This is a genomic window from Halobellus sp. H-GB7, assembly GCF_030848585.1.
Taxonomy (GTDB): domain Archaea; phylum Halobacteriota; class Halobacteria; order Halobacteriales; family Haloferacaceae; genus Haloquadratum; species Haloquadratum inordinatus.
In genome coordinates this window covers 1-17,977 of record NZ_JAVDDW010000008.1, presented here as the reverse complement: position 1 = coordinate 17,977, position 17,977 = coordinate 1, and the positions used below count along the sequence as shown (strand labels likewise).

Here is a 17,977-nt window from a genome sequence, read left to right as displayed (position 1 = left end):
GTAAGTGCGCATTAAAATATTGATTCCGAGTTGTGATATGAGAATTAAACCCTCTGCCGCCGAATATCAGGCGGATAGATCTCCGTCTTACGGTGCCCTCAGAGAGTGAGTTCAGCTGATGTTCAACAGCAGTCTCGATGAGGAGAGATACAAGACTGATTCGATACTCACAACAGTCAGTTCGCTTTGAAGTTGTTTTAAATGATTTTAGTAGATGGAACGAGAGGCCCCCATATGGACACACGACAATCGAGCAACCCTAGCTCCCAGCACCACCGATGGTAAATGTCGCGCTCTCGCTGGCGCAGGTCGTCCTTGCGCTGGCTCTGGTGGTGTTGAACGGCTTTTTTGTCGCTTCAGAGTTCGCCTTCGTCCGGATACGAGGGACATCGGTCGAACAACTTGCTGAGGAGGGACGCTCCGGCGCGGGGACGCTCCAAGAAGTGATGGTGAGCCTTGACGATTATCTCGCGACGACGCAACTCGGCATCACCATCGCCTCGCTCGGGTTGGGGTGGGTCGGCGAACCAGCCGTGGCGGCGCTCATCGAACCCGTACTGGAACCGATTCTCCCGGCAGGTCTCATCCATCTCGTCGCTTTCGCAATCGGCTTCAGTATCATCACGTTCCTCCACGTCGTCTTCGGTGAACTCGCGCCGAAGACGCTCGCAATCGCCCAAACTGAGCGACTCTCCCTGTTCCTCGCCCCGCCGATGAAGGTCTTCTATTACATCCTCTATCCCGGGATCGTCGTCTTCAACGGGGCTGCCAACGCATTCACGCAAGCACTCGGCGTGCCACCCGCCTCCGAAACGGACGAGACGCTCGGCGAGCGGGAGCTCCTTCGGGTGCTGACTCGATCCGGCGAGGAAGGAGACATTGACGTTGCAGAGGTGAAGATGATCGAGCGGGTCTTCGACCTCGACGACATCGTGGTGCGGGAGGTCATGGTTCCACGACCGGACGTGGTGAGCGTTCCCGCCGATGCCTCGCTCTCAGACCTCCAGTCGATCATCCTCGAGGCAGGTCATACGCGCTATCCCGTTCTTGATGCCGACGACGGCGACCAAGTGATCGGATTCGTCGACGTCAAGGATGTGCTCCGAGCGGAGGTGGAGGACGGTGACGCCGAGGTAGTCGGCGACATCGCCCGCGAAATCGTCATCGCACCCGAGACGATGGCACTGAGCGATCTCCTAAGACAGTTCAAGGAAGATCAACAGCAGATGGTCGCAGTTATCGACGAGTGGGGGGCATTTGAGGGGATTGCAACGGTTGAAGATGTCGTCGAAGCGCTCGTTGGAGACCTCCGGGATGAGTTTGATATGGACGAGCGTGAACCCTCGATTCGCCGGCGTGGCGATGAGGGGTTCGACATTGACGGGGGCGTCCCGCTATCGAAAATCAACGACATAATCGAGGGAGAGTTCACAAGTGAAGAGGTCGAAACGATCGGTGGACTGGTAATCGAACAACTCAACCGTGCGCCAGAACGTGGCGATCGCGTTGCGGTCGACGGGTACGTCGTTGAGGTGACGAACGTTGAGGGGACCCGAATTTCGACGGTCTGGGTTCACGAACGTGAAGAAGGTGATTCAGTGGTAGACTGATCGGGATTATGGTAGCCGGTCGGAGGTCCAGAGATCCTCGATCCGCAGAGGTATGGGATTGGTATGAAAGCGAATCTATGGGCTACGATGATACCAGATACGCGCGAGATACTGATCGCCGTGGAACGGACGGCCTTCGTGGTTCGAGGGGATAAGCCAGGGCCGAGCGGCTTCCTCAGCCTTGAACGGATCATCACCGTAGACGACGTCGCCCCGCTCGAAGATCGGTGTCTCTGCGTCGGTCACTGTTCGTCCTCGACGCTCGGGTGGGGTTCCTGCGGTGCGTGCTCGCGCCAGGAATCCTTGTCCTCCGCACCCAGTTGGTCGTTGAACAGAGCTGTTGCTCGTTCGTACCCGCTGTATCCCTCGAGTCGCTCAGCGTCATCAGCCACTGCCCAGTACGTGGCCTTGTGTTCGACCAGCTCACGATCCTTCAACCGTGAGAGCGCGGTGCTGACTGCCCCTTCGTCGACGCCGATCTGGGAGGCGATCTCGCGCGCCTTAAACGCCCGATCCTCGTTGGCGGCGAGAAATCCGAGGACCTGATCGGGGACGGAGAGTTCCTCAAGTTCGTCCTCGCTCGTGTTCTCGAAGGTATCTCGGTCGATGGACATTGTTGAATGAGGGTGCGTCATCCGCTGTAAAGAGAGTCCGGCGTGAAAGCTATGAAAATCTCGAAGGAAGATTGCTGTTGATCACGACAGGCACGGATCAACGGTAAGAACAGTCGAGAGACCCAAAGTGGCAGAAAACCGGCGTAAGGTAGATGTGTATGTATACAGACCGTATACATATGAGCACATCCATCCGAGTCTCCGATGATACGAAAGCGATGCTCGAGAGTCTCAAGCGAGACAATGAGACGTTCGACGAACTGTTGGAGCGACTCGCGCAGAGTGAGCGGCCGATCAACATCGGCGCGTGGAGCAAAGAAGAGGCAGACCGCGCGCGTGACGCAGTCAAGCGTTCGCGGGAGAGTTTTGACCAGTGACGTTCCTCGATTCGTCGGTCATTATCGATCTCCTTGAGGGCGTCCCGGACGTCGTTGAGTACGTTGACAACTGTTCTCAGCCGTACCTCACGTCCACGATCTGTGTCTTTGAGGTGGTTGACGGACGAGTCGGGTCGGGCGAGACTGATGTCGTCAGCGTCCGACAAGATTTCGGCGGTGTTCGCTCCCTTGACCTGAACGAGCAGATCGTTCTTGAGGCAGGGCGAATGCAAGACCAACTGATGGATGACGGCGAGCGGATGGCAACGCGAGATCTGCTGATTGCGGCGACTGCCCGGTCTACAGGGAGTGAGCTTGTCGTCGCCGATTCAGACTTCCAAGCGCGACTTCTTGCCGACCTGATGGACGTGACAAATCTTCGGAGCAATCACTAGCGACTCTCTAGGTTTACTTACAGGTAGAGCAGGGCGAAGTACTTCACTCACCGCGGAAGAACAGGCACAACCAGTTAGCGGGATGCACGAAAGGTCCGCGTGGTGTCTCTGTCACCACGAACCATATCAACTTCAACGAGCCCTAGCGAGGTGAAGATGCGACTCCAGTCCCGGTAGTATAGGGGGGTGTCGTCGTCAACATAATTCACGTCGACGTCGGGCGATGAGGACTCGTGAACTGGTTCCTCGGTCTCCGTCGTGATGAGGATGTTGTCGGTGATTCGGGCCACCTCCTCGAAGACCCATTCGACATCGGGATGCAGGTGCTGTAGCGTTTCGACCGTGTAGACCGCGTCGAACTCTCCGTCGTCGAAGTCTGTGATAATATCCTCAATTGGACTGCAGTGAAATGTTCCGTCCGTAGCGAGTCGGGGGTAGTGCTCCCTCATCACGTCGAATGCCTCGGCATTGATGTCGACACCCGAGAGATTCTCGAAGCCGTGATCGGCGAGGTGTGCAAGATGCCGGCCCGAACCACAGCCCAGCTCGAGGATGGCTGCGTCACGGTCCAGGTAGCCACTAAGGAGATCGTGAATCAACGTACTCGTCTCATCCGAACCATAGTACGCGTAGTAGGAAGGGGAGTATTCCCCCGGCCGGTTTGTCCACGTGTCTCGGACGGTATCAGGATCCACGTGTATTGACTCCGCTGAACGCATAAAACGCCGTGGTCGCGTCGGATGCGCGTAGAGATAGGGAGCTTCTCCGGGACGGAGGCTCCCGGCCAGTCGTAGGCTAAATTCACTGTGCTCGACTTTCTAGTGGCTGTGTGAGTGAGGGCTGGTCGGTCTCTGTTGAGGAAGGAAGTGGATCTAGCCCCCCAGAACAACCGAGGGGCCCAATATACACTATACCAATAGCCAAATTGTATAGGACATAGATATACCTATAGCCAATACATATAGCAGAAACCTATATGCTAAATGTATATTATACAGTCGGTGACTGCCGGCGGTTGATCGCCTCCCGGAGATCATCCATCACATCCGCAGTTCCCTCTTGGAGGCCAACACGCACTGCCAGTCGGATGATCGCACTTCGGGATGCGGAGTCGAGTCCGGAGTTGCCGTCGTACGCCTCCTGAAGTTGCTCGAAGACATCGTCAAGGCGGTCATCCTCTTCGAGCGCCCGTAGCACAGCCGCAAGCGTTGGGTCGTACGCCGTAATCGTGTCTCCTGTCTCGCCGTTCTCGACAGCTTCGAGCGCCTCATCAAGCGCGTCGACGAAGTCTGGCTGAGCGCTGGGGTCGTCACGATCGAGTCGGTTGCCGTGCGATTCTTCTTGTCGGAGTTTCTCAAGGTCGTCGTCAGTCATCGGTGAGTCGGTTGTAGAGTTCTGCCGCGTTGGTTGCGAATGCGTCTCGCGCGTCTTTACCTGTCTTCAGGAGTTCGTCATCCGGGATGTCGAAGAGAGTCTGTCCCTCTTCTGTTGCCGTTCGGATCTGCTGGGAGTCGACGACGTACTCCGGTGCGAGCAACTCGCCGAACTCGTCTTGGAACGCCGCCAACTTCTCAGCGTGTAAGTTTGTCCGGCGGTCGAACTGGTTGGGAATCAACATCTGAAGGCGGACGTCTTCCCCGTAGTTGGAGCGAATCTTTTCGAGGTCTTCCTGGAGGCGCTGGGCTTGTGAGTACTCGAACGAGCCCATCAGGACTGGTGTCACGACGTTTTGCGCTGCCCACAAGCCATTGTAGGTGATGTTGTTTGCGAGACCAGGCATATCCAGGATAACAACATCCCAGCGATCCAGCGGTTCGACGTAGTCGTCGAGGAACCGTCGGAATCGCGAGTAGCGATCGTCGACGTCGTCGACGTTTCCGAGGTCAGCATCGAGGCCATCAAGATCTGGATGAGCTGGGATCAGATCAACCCCGGTTTCGGTCGGATAGACAAGTCGGTCGACCGCCTCGTCTGTCCCGACCATCTCTGCGACGTCCCCCCAGCGGTTCCCCATCGTCGTCGCGACGTTCGGGAAGTCATCTTCGTTGGCGATATCGGCCTGGAGTTGATCGTCGACGCCGAGTTCTTTGGCGAGATCGCCCTGCTTCCCAGCCAGGTCGACGAGTAAGACGTCGTGGCCACCCGCATCCAGTGCAGCGCCGAGGTGAGCGGCGCTCGTCGTCTTCCCCGTGCCACCCTTATCGAGGTAGACAGCAACACGGCGAGTTTTAGGCATTGCCACCACCCTGTAGGTATAGCATACAGTGTTTGGCTATACCTTGATGCTATATAAATATTCAGTAGGTGAACGGAATAGCAGTAAAGAGAACAGACTGTATCAACAGGAGAATGGAAAGTTAGAGCAGCGGATCGACGAGCTCACGGGTTTCGACGCCGCATCATTGTTCCGCTCAAGGAGAGTACAACTGATCTCACGCTCCAATCGGATCCCGAACCATCACCAGCGTGGTGGGATCCGGAGCTCCTCACCGACCTCATAGAGATACCCCTTCAGGAGCAGCTGCTCGATTATGTCACTCGCATCGGCACGGGCGAGTCCCTGCTCTGTGAGGTACGCGATCGCTGTCTCACGTGCGATCGAGTCAGTGTCCGCTGCATCGACGTACGCCTCAAGATGGTCGAGGACATCTTGTTCGGCTGGCGCAATCGGTCGCCGTGAGTTCTGCATCACCAGCAAGTACGGGTTACTCACAGGAGACTGTTCGGGTAGAGGAGGCGGTGGTAGCAGGCTACTCGTCAACCAACGCGGAGGCTGGCGCCTGTGCCCACGCTCATCTGAAGTATAGGCAAGAGAGAAAGAGAATCACACGCAGAGTGTAGCAGAGAGGTTGCGGGGTGTACCGAACTCGCCAGACATCCATCAAACGCCAAATCAGTGAACGGACATTTTAGAGACGATGTTAACCCAATACACGCCGATGAGGATAAACAGAATACCGATGATACCGGCTGAATCGAGAGGCTCGTCGAACACGAGAACGCCGATACCTGCGACACCAACGATGCCGAGAGCGGCCCACGTTCCATAAACGACTCCGATGGGCAAGTCTTCCAGAGTTACTGAAACTAGATAAAAAGCAAGTCCATACCCGGCGACGACACCAAGACTCGGTAGCAGGTTTGAAAACCCATCTGAGAGCTTAAGCGAGGTCGTTCCAATTAGTTCGGACACAATCGCGCCGGCTAGTAGCACATATGGATTCATATCTGTCGCTGCTGTTCTGTTGGATATGATGATTCTGAAACCAACTGCCACTTGTGGGCCATTTCTTCCGCAGGTGCGAGTGGACCCGCAACTTTGACGTCGGATTTGTTGAGATCGATCATCGTCGGCATTGAGTAGAGCTACTCTTTCCATCGGATTTCGCGGGTCCGCTGTGAAACTGGCATCACAAAAAATCGAAACACAGCAGAGAAAAGGCAATAAAGCCGCGTAGAAGGAATCCAATCAACATCGAAAACGACACGCACATACTAACTATCGGAATACAGTAACAATCCTCGATGACTGAACTCGGTGAACTTGGACTGTCGAGCTACGAAGAGAAAGTCTACCGGGCGCTACTGGTCACCGGTGCAGCGACGGCAACAGACATTTCGGCTGCAAGTGGCGTACCCAAGGGTCGTATTTATGATGTACTCAACAACCTCCAAGCTCGGCAGCTCATTCGAACACAATCGACTGAGCCAACCCGATACATCGCAGAACAGCCTGACACCGTCGTTGATAGGCTCCTTGCCGAGCGCACCGCCGAACTACAACAGGAGTGGGCCCGGTATCGTAATGTGGCTAACTCTGTCCGTTCAAATCTCCTGCCAACGTTGCCGACTGACGCGAGCATCTGGCTTGGCACACTCGGCAGTGAAGAGATGCAGACAGCTCTCCAGGAACATATGGAGACAGCGACGAATTCAGTTCACGCCATCGTTGGGCCACCTTATGAGTCAGCTCCGTGGGAGACATTCAAACGAGAAGTTGAGGCGTTTTTTGATGGAGCACAGTCAGGTATCTCTGTCTCATTACTCATCAGTGAGCAAGTACTCGAAACGACCCCGAAATCGCTCTTTGATACCGCCGAAGAACACGTAGCAGAGGTGCGAATCAGAGTACTTCCAGAGGTCTCAGTATCCTTTGATATAATCGACCAGACGGTAACGACCATCGACATCCCCCATCCACAGAGAGCCATAGACCGTATCGGCGTGGTTGCGGTAAACGACAGTGACATCGTCGACGAATTCGAACGTCAGTTTCAGGAACTGTGGAGCGAAGCCGTGCCGCTCCGCGAATGAGCGACGCAGAGACGACTGGTGGGAGCGGGACACGAGCATCAATGATTCATCATTAGCCCACCATCGTATTTGTCCCCGGCCGATTCATCCAGCTCTAGTATTCTGGATCATAGAAGCATTCGCACACCTACACAGAGATCTCTCAATACAGGTGATGCCCATACTGCTTATCGATTGAACTTCCCGGAATCTGCCAATTATGACGTGCGAGATACATAACCTGGATTCAGCACACTCCGGCGATGTTTCTTGCATTAATACACAAGATCCAATCTTTGGAATGACGAATGACGGCTACCGTCTACGTAAGAGAAGAGCCCCACCCAGCAGCGAGACAAATGCTAATACAATTCCGAACCCTGGTGTAGACGTTCCCGTTGTCGTTGATGCCGACGTTGTTTTAGTTGTCATATCAATTGATGTTGCAGGTTCAGTCACCGTTGGTGTCGGCGTTGACGTAATAGTCTGGGCGCTGTTGGCGGTTGTCGTTGTTTGTTCAGTTGTATGCTCTACAACGACAACGAACGTCGAGAAACTCCGTGTGTGGATCTTATACGTATTGTTGCCGAGATACGTCCTTTCAGCTTGATTCCACGTCTCGCCGTTCGTGTGATAAATGTCGACTACTGACGGGTCATCAGGCATCCGTTCTTCCGCAAGCCGCACTGTAATTTCACCGTTTGTGACTTTGTCTGCGAGATTACCGTCGATGGTAATACTCACGTAATCCGTCTGCTCAGCATTACTGTATTCGGGGACGCCTTGTGGTGGTTTCGCTCCGGCTTGGATCTTCATATCGTTCGGGGCGTTTGTCCCCATATCGAAGGAGACGTTTACTTGCTCAACTGTTATTGTGTTCGTATCTGCGTTTTCGGTCGGGATAGATAATGTATCCCCGATTTTGTACCCAGTAATAGTGGCCTGCATCTCTCCATCTTTGGTCGTGGTTTCAGTATCCTGTTCATCAATCGAGAACCCTGTCGAAACACCATCACCTCCGCCACTGGACGGGTTCGTCGGCGTCCCGTCGCGGACAGTAATGGTCAGCGTGTCGGTCGTCATCGCCGACCCGTCGTCGGCCGTCAGCGTTACCGTGTACGAGCCCGTCTGCGTGTACGTGTGTTCTGGTTTGACGGAGTCTGTATACTCGTCGGCCCCGTCCCCGTCGACATCCCAGTCGTAGGTGAGCGTGTCGCCGTCGACGTCACTCGATCCGGTTGCGTCGAAAGCGACGGCATTGCCGTCGTTGATGCTGGTCGCGTTACTGCTTGCGACGGCCACTGGCGCGTCGTTGCGGCCGTTGATAGTGACCGTCACTGTGCCCTGATTGGAGTCGCCGTCGGTGTCTTGGATGGCATACGTGTAACTGTCGGTAGAACTGTCGCCGCTGCCGAGGGCTTCGAACTGGCCGTTGGGATTGTAACTCCAGCTCCCGTTACTGTAGACGGCCACCGTCGCACCAGATCCGAGCGTGACTGTTTTACCATCTGAGAAGCTCTTCCCATCGATCTTCGAAATCGTGAGGGTGTCCCCAGCGTCGGGGTCACTGGCGAGCTCCAGTAAGTCCGCGCTGTCTCCGTCGGGGACAGACACCGTGCTGTCCTCGTCAGTACTCTGGGAGCTATCGTCGGGAACCGTCGGAGCGTCATCGATAGCGTTGACTGTGACACTCAACGTCGCCGTATCAGTACCACCGTTCCCGTCTTTCACTCGGTAGGTGATGTCCACGTCGCTGTTCTTGTCAGTGCCCGGGGTGAATTCGATTTTGTCACTGCTGGACCCAGTAATCTTCGCCGTCCCGTGACTCGGAAGGTTCACGATGGTGTCCACGTCCAAATTGTCACCGTCAGGGTCGGTATCGTTGCTCACGACGTCGACAGTCACGCTCGTGTCCTCGTCGGTCGATGCCGAGTCATCGCTCGCCGACGGAGCACTGTTCGTTTCGGTACTCGTTTGAGTGGTGGCAGCACCGCCGAAGAAATTGAATGCATCGGCCTGGTTTTCGGTTACATTGATTGTAACCTCTGTGAGTGTTTTGCTCGCATTTGCCGACACGGCATACCCCCAGATAGCCGGATCGTTTTCATTTTGGTAGCCGTTTGCACTTGAATATCGATCCATCCCATTTCGGAGAAAATATACACCAGATGGATTATACGAATTGTTATACCAGTCGGGAGCAGTGAACTCTTGGGATGTCTCCGTCGAACCATCGTCGTAGTGCAGTTTTACTTCGAATTTTGCCGGGCTCCCTACGCCGGCACCACCAGCAGATGCGATAACGTGAACAGTCTCGTACTTATCATTGGTGACTGGAGCGGTTTTGCTTCCCGTGCCAGTCGTCTGCCACGCATTCGAATCGTCTGAATTGAAATCTGCAAGGTCGAATTTCGGGTGAACGTCCGTTTCTGCTGCGAACACACCGTCGTCAGGTAAACCATAGTCGCTTGATCGTCCCTCGGCGACGGCTGCTGAAGAGGAGGGTAGTGACCGATCGCCACCATCAAAATCTCCATCAGTGGTATCTTTAGTTCCATATACAACGTCTTGATTGTAGATAGAGGAGAAATCCAGTTGTGACGTGGTCGTGGCCGCATCTACAGTTCCTGAAAAGGCCACGACACCGACAAATGTCGACGATACTATCATCAGAGATAGCATCACTGCCCATAGTTTAGGTACACTTGACATTACGTCACCGCCCCGGTGGATACGCGATCCGTAGTCTCCCTGATGTACCTCTTCCCGCAGACCACCCTGCGTACTCTGTCGACTGCCCGGTGAATGAAAACCATCCAATCACCCACACAAGCCAGCCCCTTCGTACCACTCGACCACCGAGTAGTATCAAAATCAGGTCCCCTCGGACGCTTATGATAGGAAAGAACCATAACTTCCCAGTACCTCGTGTGACTATCACTTTGGCTTTTTCGTTTGCCCCCGACGAGCGAGCGAATAATCAGCAACGAACTATCCAGTTCTATCGGTACCTCTCTATATCTGACAGGCACTCAGGAATCGAACGTCGTCGAAATCATCACACGGTCAGAGTCCGCGATCGTCTGTCGGACACTCTGGTGAATTCCGACGCGTTCAATCAGATCAGACATCGCACTGAGCACCGTTTCGACGTCGTGTTTGAGTTTGTGCTCTCGGTACTGCCCGCCGGAGAGGCCATCATTGCGCTGTGACGAAACGACGATGCTGAGCGTCGAGAGATCAGCGAGAAAGTCCCGAACGCGTCGGCTCGTCCGGCTGTCGAGGGCGGCAACCTCAGCGAGTTCTTGATATCGCTGGTAGACGGTCTGGGACCGAGCAGGCGTCTCACTCTCGGCCTCGAGGGTCGTAAGCGCATAGAGAACGAGCTGCTGGTGATCGGCGAGATCAGCAATCCCGTCCATCAACTCTTCACGTTCCAATTCGTCGCGAGCGTTTTTCACGTGGGTCGTGGTGACGGTATCGGCGTTCTCAGCCCGGGCGATATCGCCCGCTCCCCGGAGGAGGTCAAGCGCCTTCCGGGCGTCACCTGCGTCCTGGGCACCGTAGGCAGCGCACAGTTGGATCACGCCATCCCCGAGGGCGCCCTCGTGGAAGGCAACCTCAGCGCGTTGTTCCAGGACCGCCTCGAGTTCGGTGGCGTCGTACGGCGGGAACGAGATTGATTTCTCACAGAGGCTGGAGCGGACCTTCGGTGAGAGGTTCTCCCGGAACGCGAGGTCGTTCGAGATACCGATGATCCCGACCTTCGCGTCGTTGATGTTCCCGTTGCTCCGGGCACGTGGGATCTGATAGAGGATGCTGTCACTCTCGCCGATGTTGTCAACCTCGTCGAGGACGATCAAGACGGTCCCCCCGAGGTCATCGAGTTCGTTCCAGAGGAACTCGTACACCTCGTACTGCGGGTGGCCCGTCTTCGAGATGTGGTGTTCTGGGGTTCGAATCTTGTTCACGAGGTTGACGGCGACCTGGTAGCTCGAGTTGAGTCCTTCACAGTTGAGCGAGATGACGGTGAGATCGACGTCGAACTTCTCGGAGTCATCCTGCAGCTGGCCGAGCAGGTACGACGTCACGGCCGTCTTGCCGACGCCGGTCTTCCCGTAGAGGAAGATATTGTTCGGTCGTTCGCCGTTGATCACCGGCTGGAGGGCGGCGTGATACTGGGAGATCTCGTTGTCTCGTCCGACGATCGTCGACGGCGTGTAGTCCTCGGACAGACTATCGCGGTTCCGGTACAGCGAGTCGTCCGGCGTGAAACTTATTTCTGACATAGTGACCGACGTTTCCGGTGGCCTCACCCACCCACTGTTTCCAGTGCTTATTGACAGAGTGCCGTTTCCAGTGCTTGGTATTTGGTTCTTCGGGTCCCCTCACCGCCATTTCCAGTGCTCCGTCAGACACCACCGTTTCCAGTGCTTCCGGGGTAGAATAGCCGAATCCACGATGTGTGAGTGGAATAGCCGTTTACTCAACGGTCGCTCTATAGCCCACACAGAGAGAGTGGTGTTTCCAGTGCTTTCTCTTCCCACTAGCCCACTCCTCTAGAATATATCTAATAATATAGGAAAGATTAAAGACGTATATCTTCGAATTGGTCCGTAGAATAGTCAGTTAGTGAGAACAACCGCTAGTGTTGCGCTCACGGTGACGGTCATTTTCTGGAAAGCACTGGAAACGGTGGTCTCTCTGTTGGGTAGCTGCTCGAGTTCTCAAGAGTAGACTTCCACGCGGATGCTGAAACTCAGCAGAAGACGCGTGGAACGTATGCGTAGTCAACTACCCCGCCCTACTCGCGCTGACGCGCTCCTTGAGGACGGGGGCTCCGCGCTACCGCTTCAGTTGAACGGTGAAGATTCTATCAGATACAAGTGATGTTCATAGGTGCGTGCTGAATACCCCGCGCGTATCTCGTACACACTACCATCGATTTAAGACCGCACTTCTCGGTGCATAGGTGACAGACCTTGTCTATACACTCACACGAACTCTCTCTGTTCTGCCGTCTCAATCTCAAATCGTGCTCCGCCATCGGTCCCATCGGTTATAGACACCTCCCAGCCGTGGGCTTGCACGATTCGTTTGACGATAGTCAACCCGAAACCAGTCCCACCCTGTGCCGACGAATGGCCGGGGTCGAACACTTCCTCACGTTTTTCGACTGGAATTCCTGGCCCATCATCTTCGACGTAGATGTCCGTTTCATCGTGACATCCGACACGGATGGTCACGTCCGGCCCACCGTGTTCAACAGCGTTGCGGAACAGGTTCTCGAAAACGTGCCGTAACCGGTCGGGATCGCCCTGGAAGGTCATCTCATCGACGATCTCGATAGTCGCGTCCTCCGTGTCTACTGTCCCCCAACATTTGCCAACGAGATCAGTTAGATTGATCGACTCGGTTTCGCTTATCGTGTTGCCCTGGCGAGCAAGCGTCAACGTGTCCTCAACGATTGCCTCCATCCGGTCGAGCGCTTGGACGAGTGGATCGAGATGATCGCTTTCGACCTGCTCGGCAAGGAGCGTTGCACGACCTTGTGCGACGTTGAGCGGGTTCCGCAAATCGTGGGAAACAACACTCGAAAACTCTTCGAGGCGCTCGTTCTGCTGGCGTAATTGTCGCTCTCGTTCGACGCGTTCAGTCACGTTCCGAGTGACTCCAATCAGGCGCGTGATTTCACCATCATTGACCACCGGCGCAAGCTTCGTCTGCCAGAAGCGTGCTCCTTCGCCGACCTGGAGTTCCTCTTGGTACGAGATTGGTTCGCCAGCGTTGACACAGCGGTGATAGTTCGCTTCTAACTCCGCTCCCTGCTCCTCACTGAACACATCACGTGGTGTCTGGCCCTGCACTTCCTCTGTCGTAATTCCGGTTTGGCGCTCGTAGGAGGGGCTGAGACGTTCGAATTCAAATCGGACACTATCCTCACCTTCTTCGACATTGATGAGAAAGATAGCATCCTCGACGTTGTTCAAGAGGGCTTCGTACTCTTCGGCGAGTTCCCGGGCTTCGGCCTCGTACTCCTTTCGTTCAGTGATATCCCGACTGCTAAGGAGAATCCCATCGATGATGTCACCGTCAAGTCGATTCCGCATTGTGGCTTCGATCCAGCGCCACGAGCCATCGGCGTGGCGGAATCGGACTTCGACAATCTCGGATTTAGACGGGTTCGAGAGAACGGTCTCCAGCGCGTCGGCGTTTCGTTCCCGGTCTTCGGGATGGACGAACTCATATCCTGCTTGGCCAACCAATTCGTCGGGGTTGTAGCCGAGGACCCGTGTGACAGCCGGACTGACGTAGGTTATCGTCCCGTCGGGATCGACAACTGTTGCGAGATCGTTCACCTCCTCAACGAGCGTCCGATACCACTCGGATCCGTGCTTATCGTTCTCTTGTGGAGTTGTACCGTCTTCCATTAGTCGTAATGTGTCAAGAACAGATGTAAGGATTTTGAGATCGTGTTCTCTCTCTCTCTCCAATGCAAGCGGTCTTCCTTCAGTACGTGTACGTGTGGTTACCAAAACTAGCTGACTACATCCTCTATATTCAGCAGACGGTACCTGACAAATATTGAGGAGGTAACGGCTGGTGTGATTCAATCCAACCGGGGCGTCCGTGACGGGAGGTGCGTTAATCGAGAGCGGCCAGGGACAGTATACGTCCACGTTTGTCCTTGACCCAGGAGAGTCCAAGGGGCTCCGCATCCAAATCGAGCCGAACGAACCTAGAAAGCATACGATCACTGGCTATGCGGTGTACTACTTCGGGGACGATACAGAAAACAGAGAGTCACGAAGCGTCCAAATCCCGATCACGGTGACGTCGTAACGACAACGTACCGTCCGGTATATTTACACTACCGAACGAACCTACTGCAGAACGTGTCACGAAGACGGCCCGGAGAGACATACCGCTTCGGGGTCGGTCTCATCGTGGTCCTCCTGCTGGTCAGTTCTCTCGGCGCCGGCGTGGTAGTGGCGGCCGACGACACAGCCAACGCGAGCAGTAGTGCCAACACCACCGAAAACACGACCGCAGAACCACTTGATATCGACACAAAGCGGGTCAATATCTACTTACGAAGCTCTCGCACTGTGGTCGGTCCCGAGGAGTATGCGGTATTTCAGTATAGCGCGACGAATTACGTCACGAACTCCGAGCCGCTGACGGTGCAGTTGATCCTGGAAGCACCGAGCGGTGTCGCCGTCTCAGGCGCCCGTAACGTGGACGCGGGGTCGAGTCAGTTCACCCGGACGGTACATCTCGACCCCGGCGAGACGGCAGGCACGACGATCTTCATCCGCCCCAATAGCCCAGGCGAGTACGCCGTCACCGGGGAGGCAGTCTACTACTTCGGTGACGACAAAGCCGGCGGACAGGGACGTGCAATTGATCTCTCGATCACACAGCAGCCGCCGCCCCCCACAGTATCCGAACGCATCGAACGCGTCGTCACCGGACTTGGTCGTGGATTGCTCTCGTCCGCGCCGTGGATTCTCGCAGCCGGAGTCGCCGTCATCGGCGGGCTATTTGCCAGTCGTTACTATACCCGCCTGGGTGAGCAATATCGGGATCCCAACCGAGTTGTCTGGCTTCGAACGAGGCAGCTCTATCTCAAGCTCAAGTACGCCTGGGTCATCTGCTGGGGGAAGTACCTCTACACCGCCGTGAGCGTCAAACAACGGCTCCAGCGCGCCCCAGAGGGTCTTTTCGGACTGCTCTTTCCGCTCCCCTATGGGTGGCTCTCGACGGCGCTTTCGGCGTACTTACTCGGCGTGATTCTCTCGCCAGTCCTCGGTCCACAGAACGCCGGAGAACTCTTTCTCGTGCTCTGGATCGTGGGGCTGATCGCACCGGTGGCAGCGCTGTTGCTGGATGTGTTCCACCATTACGTGCTCTGGTATTTGGTCTTCACCTTCGGCGGACTCCTGGTGCTTCTCGCCGCGCTCTTAGGCGACGTTCGTCTCTACTGGATCCTGGATATTCCGCTGCCCTCGCTTCCCGTTCCGAACTGAGCGGATCGGTCTCACTGCGGTGCCACCCAATCGCGGTCGTCACCTCTCTGTGAATAGTCTAGGATATTGTGCGTGTTCGGATGGCGGTCCCAGCGGCACGCCCACTGCTCGCTATCCCACGTCTCGATGTACTGGTTGTTGAAATCACCATTCATCCGAAATCGAGGCTCGAGCCGGGCTGTATCGATCTGCTCCAGGTTGTAGTTCTTCGTTTCTCGTCAGACTGGCCCATCTATCGTTTCCGTTTCAGGGGAGAGGCGATGCAGATGCGGGACTCGACCCCGATTCGAGACGAAGCTTTGCCTCGTGGAGTTCACGAAGCCGACGCGTTACTGTGCGCCACTCGCTCAGCGCGTCGTAGGTATCATCTAGGTCCTCGGACTCGACGTCGGAGTGGACGACCGCTTCCGGGGCGGTCGCCTCGAACTGCGCTGCCAGTTCCTGCTCTCGATCACGGTACGCATTGATTGCGTCTCCGATCGCCTCGACCGTCTCAAACTCGCGTGTGAGCTCGGTTGCTCGGCGGAACTCGAAGTACGCTTCATTCCGCACAAAGAGTGCCGGGTTCGCTGCGACTTTATCGAGAACACCGAGTTCGACGAACCATTCCAGATGTGAGCGTGCTCCCTCCTTCGTGCAGTCAGCCCGGTTTGCGATGTCCGCGACGGTCGTCGGCGACGTCAGTGTCGTGGCGACCTTATACACCCGATCTTTCACCGTTCGCCCCTCCATTGCCGCAGCCCATTCGTCGGTTACGTTGAGATCGGGCAGCGTCTTCTTACTCATTATCGTCTGCTACGCCCCGCGCCCATATTGATTTGTGCCCACGCAGATATCTATTCGTTGTTGGTCTTACGACGCAGTGGTAGTACTACCAGCCGACAGGGGACTCGAAGGATACACCGGGTTTTTATCACCTGTGTCAGAAGCGTATAGCGTTCAGGAGATGTTTGATGCGAATCTACCACTTCTACTGTCGCTCCTGTTACGCGTGTTGGGAGTCGTTCTCTCACTGTTTCTGTTACGCCAAGTCGGTGACCGGCGGTTCGTATTCTTCACCGGACTGCTCTCTCTGATGGCGATTCGGCAGGCCCTCACGGTGATAGGTGCACCACCGGGGCTCCGCGAGGTGCCGGGGTTTATTGTAAGTATACTCACAGTTGTACTCGTTCTCTATCTGCTGCAGTATGTCCGCCAAGAAGCAGCCCTCAAAGACCGGATGCAAACGATCAACGACGAACTCCGCGCAAATCAAAACCGTCTCCAAGCCGTCCTCGAGGGATCGCCGGACACGATTTTCCTCGTCGATGAGGCCGGTCGGTGTCGCGAGATACTCGCTGGGACTGAAACGTTCCCGGATGAGGAGGCGGCAGCCTCCGTAGACCGTCCGCTCGACGAGCTCCTATCTGACGAGGCAGCGACTGCGATCCAGGAGGCGGCCGAGACGACACACCGAACAGGCGACAGCGAGCGCATCGAGTACCCTGTCGAACGGCCCGACGAACAGCCCGCGTGGTACGAAGCGCGGACGGCCCCACTCCAGCATCCGACCGAGGAGTCCGATCTCGTCCTGTTCACGGCACGCGACGTGACCGAACGGAAAGATCGCGAACAGAATCTCAGGCGTTTCCGCCGCGCGATCGACACGGCCGGGCACGCTATCTACATTACCGATCACGACGGCACGATCGAGTACGTCAATCCCGCATTCGAGGAGGTAACCGGTTACGCGCCCGAGGAGGCTCTCGGTCAGACGCCGAAGTTGCTCGACTCCGGACAGATGTCTGATGACTACTTCGCCGACTTGTGGGAGACGATTCTGGCGGGTGACATGTGGGACGAGAACATACTCAACGAAAAAAAGAGCGGCGCGCTCTATCACGCCCATCAGACGATCGCACCGACTACCGACGGGTCCGGCACCGTCGAAGAGTTCGTCGCTATTCAGACAGATATCACGCCGCTCAAAGAGCGTGAACGGCAACTCAAAGTACTCTCGCGAGTTCTGCGACATAATCTGCGAAACGATATGAACGTGGTCCTCGGGAAGGCGCGTGCCATCCAATCGGCCGCCACTGGGAAGACTGCAGCGGATGCGGCACAGATCGAACAGACCAGCGAAGGGATGTTGTCACTCGCCGAGACATACCGTGACATTCTGGATCTCATCGGGACGTCGGAGTCCCCGCGTCCGATCTCGCTCGTCGACCACCTCCGGACACAGGTGCAGCAGTTCCGACAGGAGTATCCTGAAGCACACGTGACTGTCGAGATAGACTGTCCCGAGGAGACGGCTGTCGTCGCGATGCCGGGCGTCGAACGGGCAGTGGGGGAGTTACTCGAGAACGCTGCTGTGCACGCGGAGCAAGCGCATCCAGGGGTCACGCTGCGAGTCGAAAGCCACACCGACACAGTTCGGATCCAGGTCGCCGATACTGGTCCGGGTATCCCCGCTGTAGAGCGCGAGACACTGCTGGGAGAGGCCGAGATCGGGTCGCTGTCTCACGGGACCGGGCTCGGCCTGTGGTTCGTGTACTGGATCGTCACGCGGTCGAACGGGCACCTGTCGTTCGAAGAGAACGATCCGCAAGGGAGCATCGTGACGATAGAACTGGAACGATCGACGAGGGAGTGATAGGGATTAGTATAAGTAGTGAT

The 17,977-nt window shown here is 56.0% G+C and carries 17 protein-coding genes; 6 read left to right on the top strand and 11 right to left on the bottom strand.

The window, feature by feature from the left end:
* Positions 1-278 precede the first annotated feature (278 nt).
* On the top strand, positions 279-1,610 hold the full coding sequence (locus RBH22_RS12965) for a hemolysin family protein (protein ID WP_306677724.1): 1,332 nt from the start codon (positions 279-281) through the stop codon (positions 1,608-1,610).
* Between the two features lie 75 nt (positions 1,611-1,685).
* Here RBH22_RS12965 and RBH22_RS12960 read toward each other — a convergent pair whose 3' ends face one another.
* Together RBH22_RS12960 and RBH22_RS12955 are read right to left on the bottom strand one after the other, a co-directional pair.
* Positions 1,686-1,856, bottom strand: coding sequence for a hypothetical protein (locus tag RBH22_RS12960; RefSeq protein ID WP_306677853.1), 171 nt, complete (start codon positions 1,854-1,856; stop codon positions 1,686-1,688).
* Positions 1,853-2,224: a helix-turn-helix domain-containing protein gene (locus RBH22_RS12955; protein WP_306677723.1), complete on the bottom strand. Its 372-nt coding sequence runs from the start codon at positions 2,222-2,224 to the stop codon at positions 1,853-1,855. Before RBH22_RS12955 ends, RBH22_RS12960 begins: the two co-directional genes overlap by 4 nt.
* 179 nt (positions 2,225-2,403) lie before the next feature.
* On the opposite strand from RBH22_RS12955, the gene RBH22_RS12950 reads away from it, so the two are divergent.
* Complete coding sequence (locus RBH22_RS12950; RefSeq protein WP_306677722.1) at positions 2,404-2,601, top strand: antitoxin VapB family protein; 198 nt, start codon at positions 2,404-2,406, stop codon at positions 2,599-2,601.
* Complete coding sequence (locus tag RBH22_RS12945; protein ID WP_306677721.1) at positions 2,598-2,996, top strand: PIN domain-containing protein; 399 nt, start codon at positions 2,598-2,600, stop codon at positions 2,994-2,996. The genes RBH22_RS12950 and RBH22_RS12945 overlap by 4 nt, the downstream gene beginning before the upstream one ends.
* A gap of 74 nt (positions 2,997-3,070) precedes the next feature.
* On the opposite strand, the gene RBH22_RS12940 is transcribed toward RBH22_RS12945, so the two are convergent.
* From RBH22_RS12940 to RBH22_RS12920, 5 genes are all read right to left on the bottom strand, one after another.
* Entirely contained in the window at positions 3,071-3,691 is a 621-nt protein-coding gene (locus tag RBH22_RS12940) for a class I SAM-dependent methyltransferase (RefSeq protein ID WP_306677720.1), read from the bottom strand.
* A gap of 295 nt (positions 3,692-3,986) precedes the next feature.
* Entirely contained in the window at positions 3,987-4,370 is a 384-nt protein-coding gene (locus tag RBH22_RS12935; RefSeq protein WP_121571050.1) for a hypothetical protein, read from the bottom strand.
* Positions 4,363-5,232 (bottom strand): ParA family protein, encoded by an 870-nt coding sequence (locus RBH22_RS12930; RefSeq protein WP_306677719.1) that lies wholly within the window; start codon positions 5,230-5,232, stop codon positions 4,363-4,365. Before RBH22_RS12930 ends, RBH22_RS12935 begins: the two co-directional genes overlap by 8 nt.
* A gap of 222 nt (positions 5,233-5,454) precedes the next feature.
* A complete protein-coding gene (locus RBH22_RS12925) occupies positions 5,455-5,685 on the bottom strand; it encodes a hypothetical protein (RefSeq protein WP_306677718.1) in 231 nt (76 codons plus the stop codon).
* A 204-nt stretch (positions 5,686-5,889) separates the two neighbouring features.
* Positions 5,890-6,222: an SMR family transporter gene (locus RBH22_RS12920; protein WP_306677717.1), complete on the bottom strand. Its 333-nt coding sequence runs from the start codon at positions 6,220-6,222 to the stop codon at positions 5,890-5,892.
* Positions 6,223-6,521: 299 nt separating this feature from the next.
* On the opposite strand from RBH22_RS12920, the gene RBH22_RS12915 reads away from it, so the two are divergent.
* A complete protein-coding gene (locus tag RBH22_RS12915; protein ID WP_306677716.1) occupies positions 6,522-7,310 on the top strand; it encodes a helix-turn-helix domain-containing protein in 789 nt (262 codons plus the stop codon).
* A 294-nt stretch (positions 7,311-7,604) separates the two neighbouring features.
* Here RBH22_RS12915 and RBH22_RS12910 read toward each other — a convergent pair whose 3' ends face one another.
* The 3 genes from RBH22_RS12910 to RBH22_RS12900 all read right to left on the bottom strand — a co-directional run bounded on the left by RBH22_RS12910 (position 7,605) and on the right by RBH22_RS12900 (position 13,783).
* Positions 7,605-10,001, bottom strand: coding sequence for an Ig-like domain-containing protein (locus RBH22_RS12910; protein ID WP_306677715.1), 2,397 nt, complete (start codon positions 9,999-10,001; stop codon positions 7,605-7,607).
* Positions 10,002-10,321: 320 nt separating this feature from the next.
* Positions 10,322-11,578 carry an orc1/cdc6 family replication initiation protein gene (locus RBH22_RS12905; protein ID WP_306677714.1) on the bottom strand — a complete coding sequence of 419 codons (1,257 nt, stop codon included), beginning with the start codon at positions 11,576-11,578 and terminating at the stop codon, positions 10,322-10,324.
* 705 nt (positions 11,579-12,283) lie between these two features.
* Complete coding sequence (locus RBH22_RS12900) at positions 12,284-13,783, bottom strand: PAS domain S-box protein (protein ID WP_306677713.1); 1,500 nt, start codon at positions 13,781-13,783, stop codon at positions 12,284-12,286.
* 402 nt (positions 13,784-14,185) lie between these two features.
* On the opposite strand from RBH22_RS12900, the gene RBH22_RS12895 reads away from it, so the two are divergent.
* A complete protein-coding gene (locus tag RBH22_RS12895; protein WP_306677712.1) occupies positions 14,186-15,319 on the top strand; it encodes a hypothetical protein in 1,134 nt (377 codons plus the stop codon).
* Between the two features lie 246 nt (positions 15,320-15,565).
* Here the strand turns inward: RBH22_RS12895 and RBH22_RS12890 are convergent, their stop codons facing one another.
* Positions 15,566-16,105 (bottom strand): hypothetical protein, encoded by a 540-nt coding sequence (locus RBH22_RS12890; RefSeq protein WP_306677711.1) that lies wholly within the window; start codon positions 16,103-16,105, stop codon positions 15,566-15,568.
* 289 nt (positions 16,106-16,394) lie between these two features.
* Between RBH22_RS12890 and RBH22_RS12885 the strand changes: the two genes are divergently transcribed.
* Positions 16,395-17,954, top strand: coding sequence for a PAS domain S-box protein (locus RBH22_RS12885; RefSeq protein ID WP_306677710.1), 1,560 nt, complete (start codon positions 16,395-16,397; stop codon positions 17,952-17,954).
* The last annotated feature ends 23 nt before the right edge of the window (positions 17,955-17,977 follow it).

Excerpts from the sequence above, each read along its gene's own strand:
- RBH22_RS12965 (WP_306677724.1), top strand. The coding sequence starts at position 279 with ATGGTAAATGTCGCGCTCTCGCTGGCGCAGGTCGTCCTTGCGCTGGCT.
- RBH22_RS12955 (WP_306677723.1), bottom strand. The coding sequence starts at position 2,224 with ATGTCCATCGACCGAGATACCTTCGAGAACACGAGCGAGGACGAACTT.
- RBH22_RS12950 (WP_306677722.1), top strand. The coding sequence starts at position 2,404 with ATGAGCACATCCATCCGAGTCTCCGATGATACGAAAGCGATGCTCGAG.
- RBH22_RS12935 (WP_121571050.1), bottom strand. The coding sequence starts at position 4,370 with ATGACTGACGACGACCTTGAGAAACTCCGACAAGAAGAATCGCACGGC.
- RBH22_RS12930 (WP_306677719.1), bottom strand. The coding sequence starts at position 5,232 with ATGCCTAAAACTCGCCGTGTTGCTGTCTACCTCGATAAGGGTGGCACG.
- RBH22_RS12925 (WP_306677718.1), bottom strand. The coding sequence starts at position 5,685 with ATGCAGAACTCACGGCGACCGATTGCGCCAGCCGAACAAGATGTCCTC.
- RBH22_RS12920 (WP_306677717.1), bottom strand. The coding sequence starts at position 6,222 with ATGAATCCATATGTGCTACTAGCCGGCGCGATTGTGTCCGAACTAATT.
- RBH22_RS12915 (WP_306677716.1), top strand. The coding sequence starts at position 6,522 with ATGACTGAACTCGGTGAACTTGGACTGTCGAGCTACGAAGAGAAAGTC.
- RBH22_RS12910 (WP_306677715.1), bottom strand. The coding sequence starts at position 10,001 with ATGTCAAGTGTACCTAAACTATGGGCAGTGATGCTATCTCTGATGATA.
- RBH22_RS12905 (WP_306677714.1), bottom strand. The coding sequence starts at position 11,578 with ATGTCAGAAATAAGTTTCACGCCGGACGACTCGCTGTACCGGAACCGC.
- RBH22_RS12890 (WP_306677711.1), bottom strand. The coding sequence starts at position 16,105 with ATGAGTAAGAAGACGCTGCCCGATCTCAACGTAACCGACGAATGGGCT.
- RBH22_RS12885 (WP_306677710.1), top strand. The coding sequence starts at position 16,395 with ATGGCGATTCGGCAGGCCCTCACGGTGATAGGTGCACCACCGGGGCTC.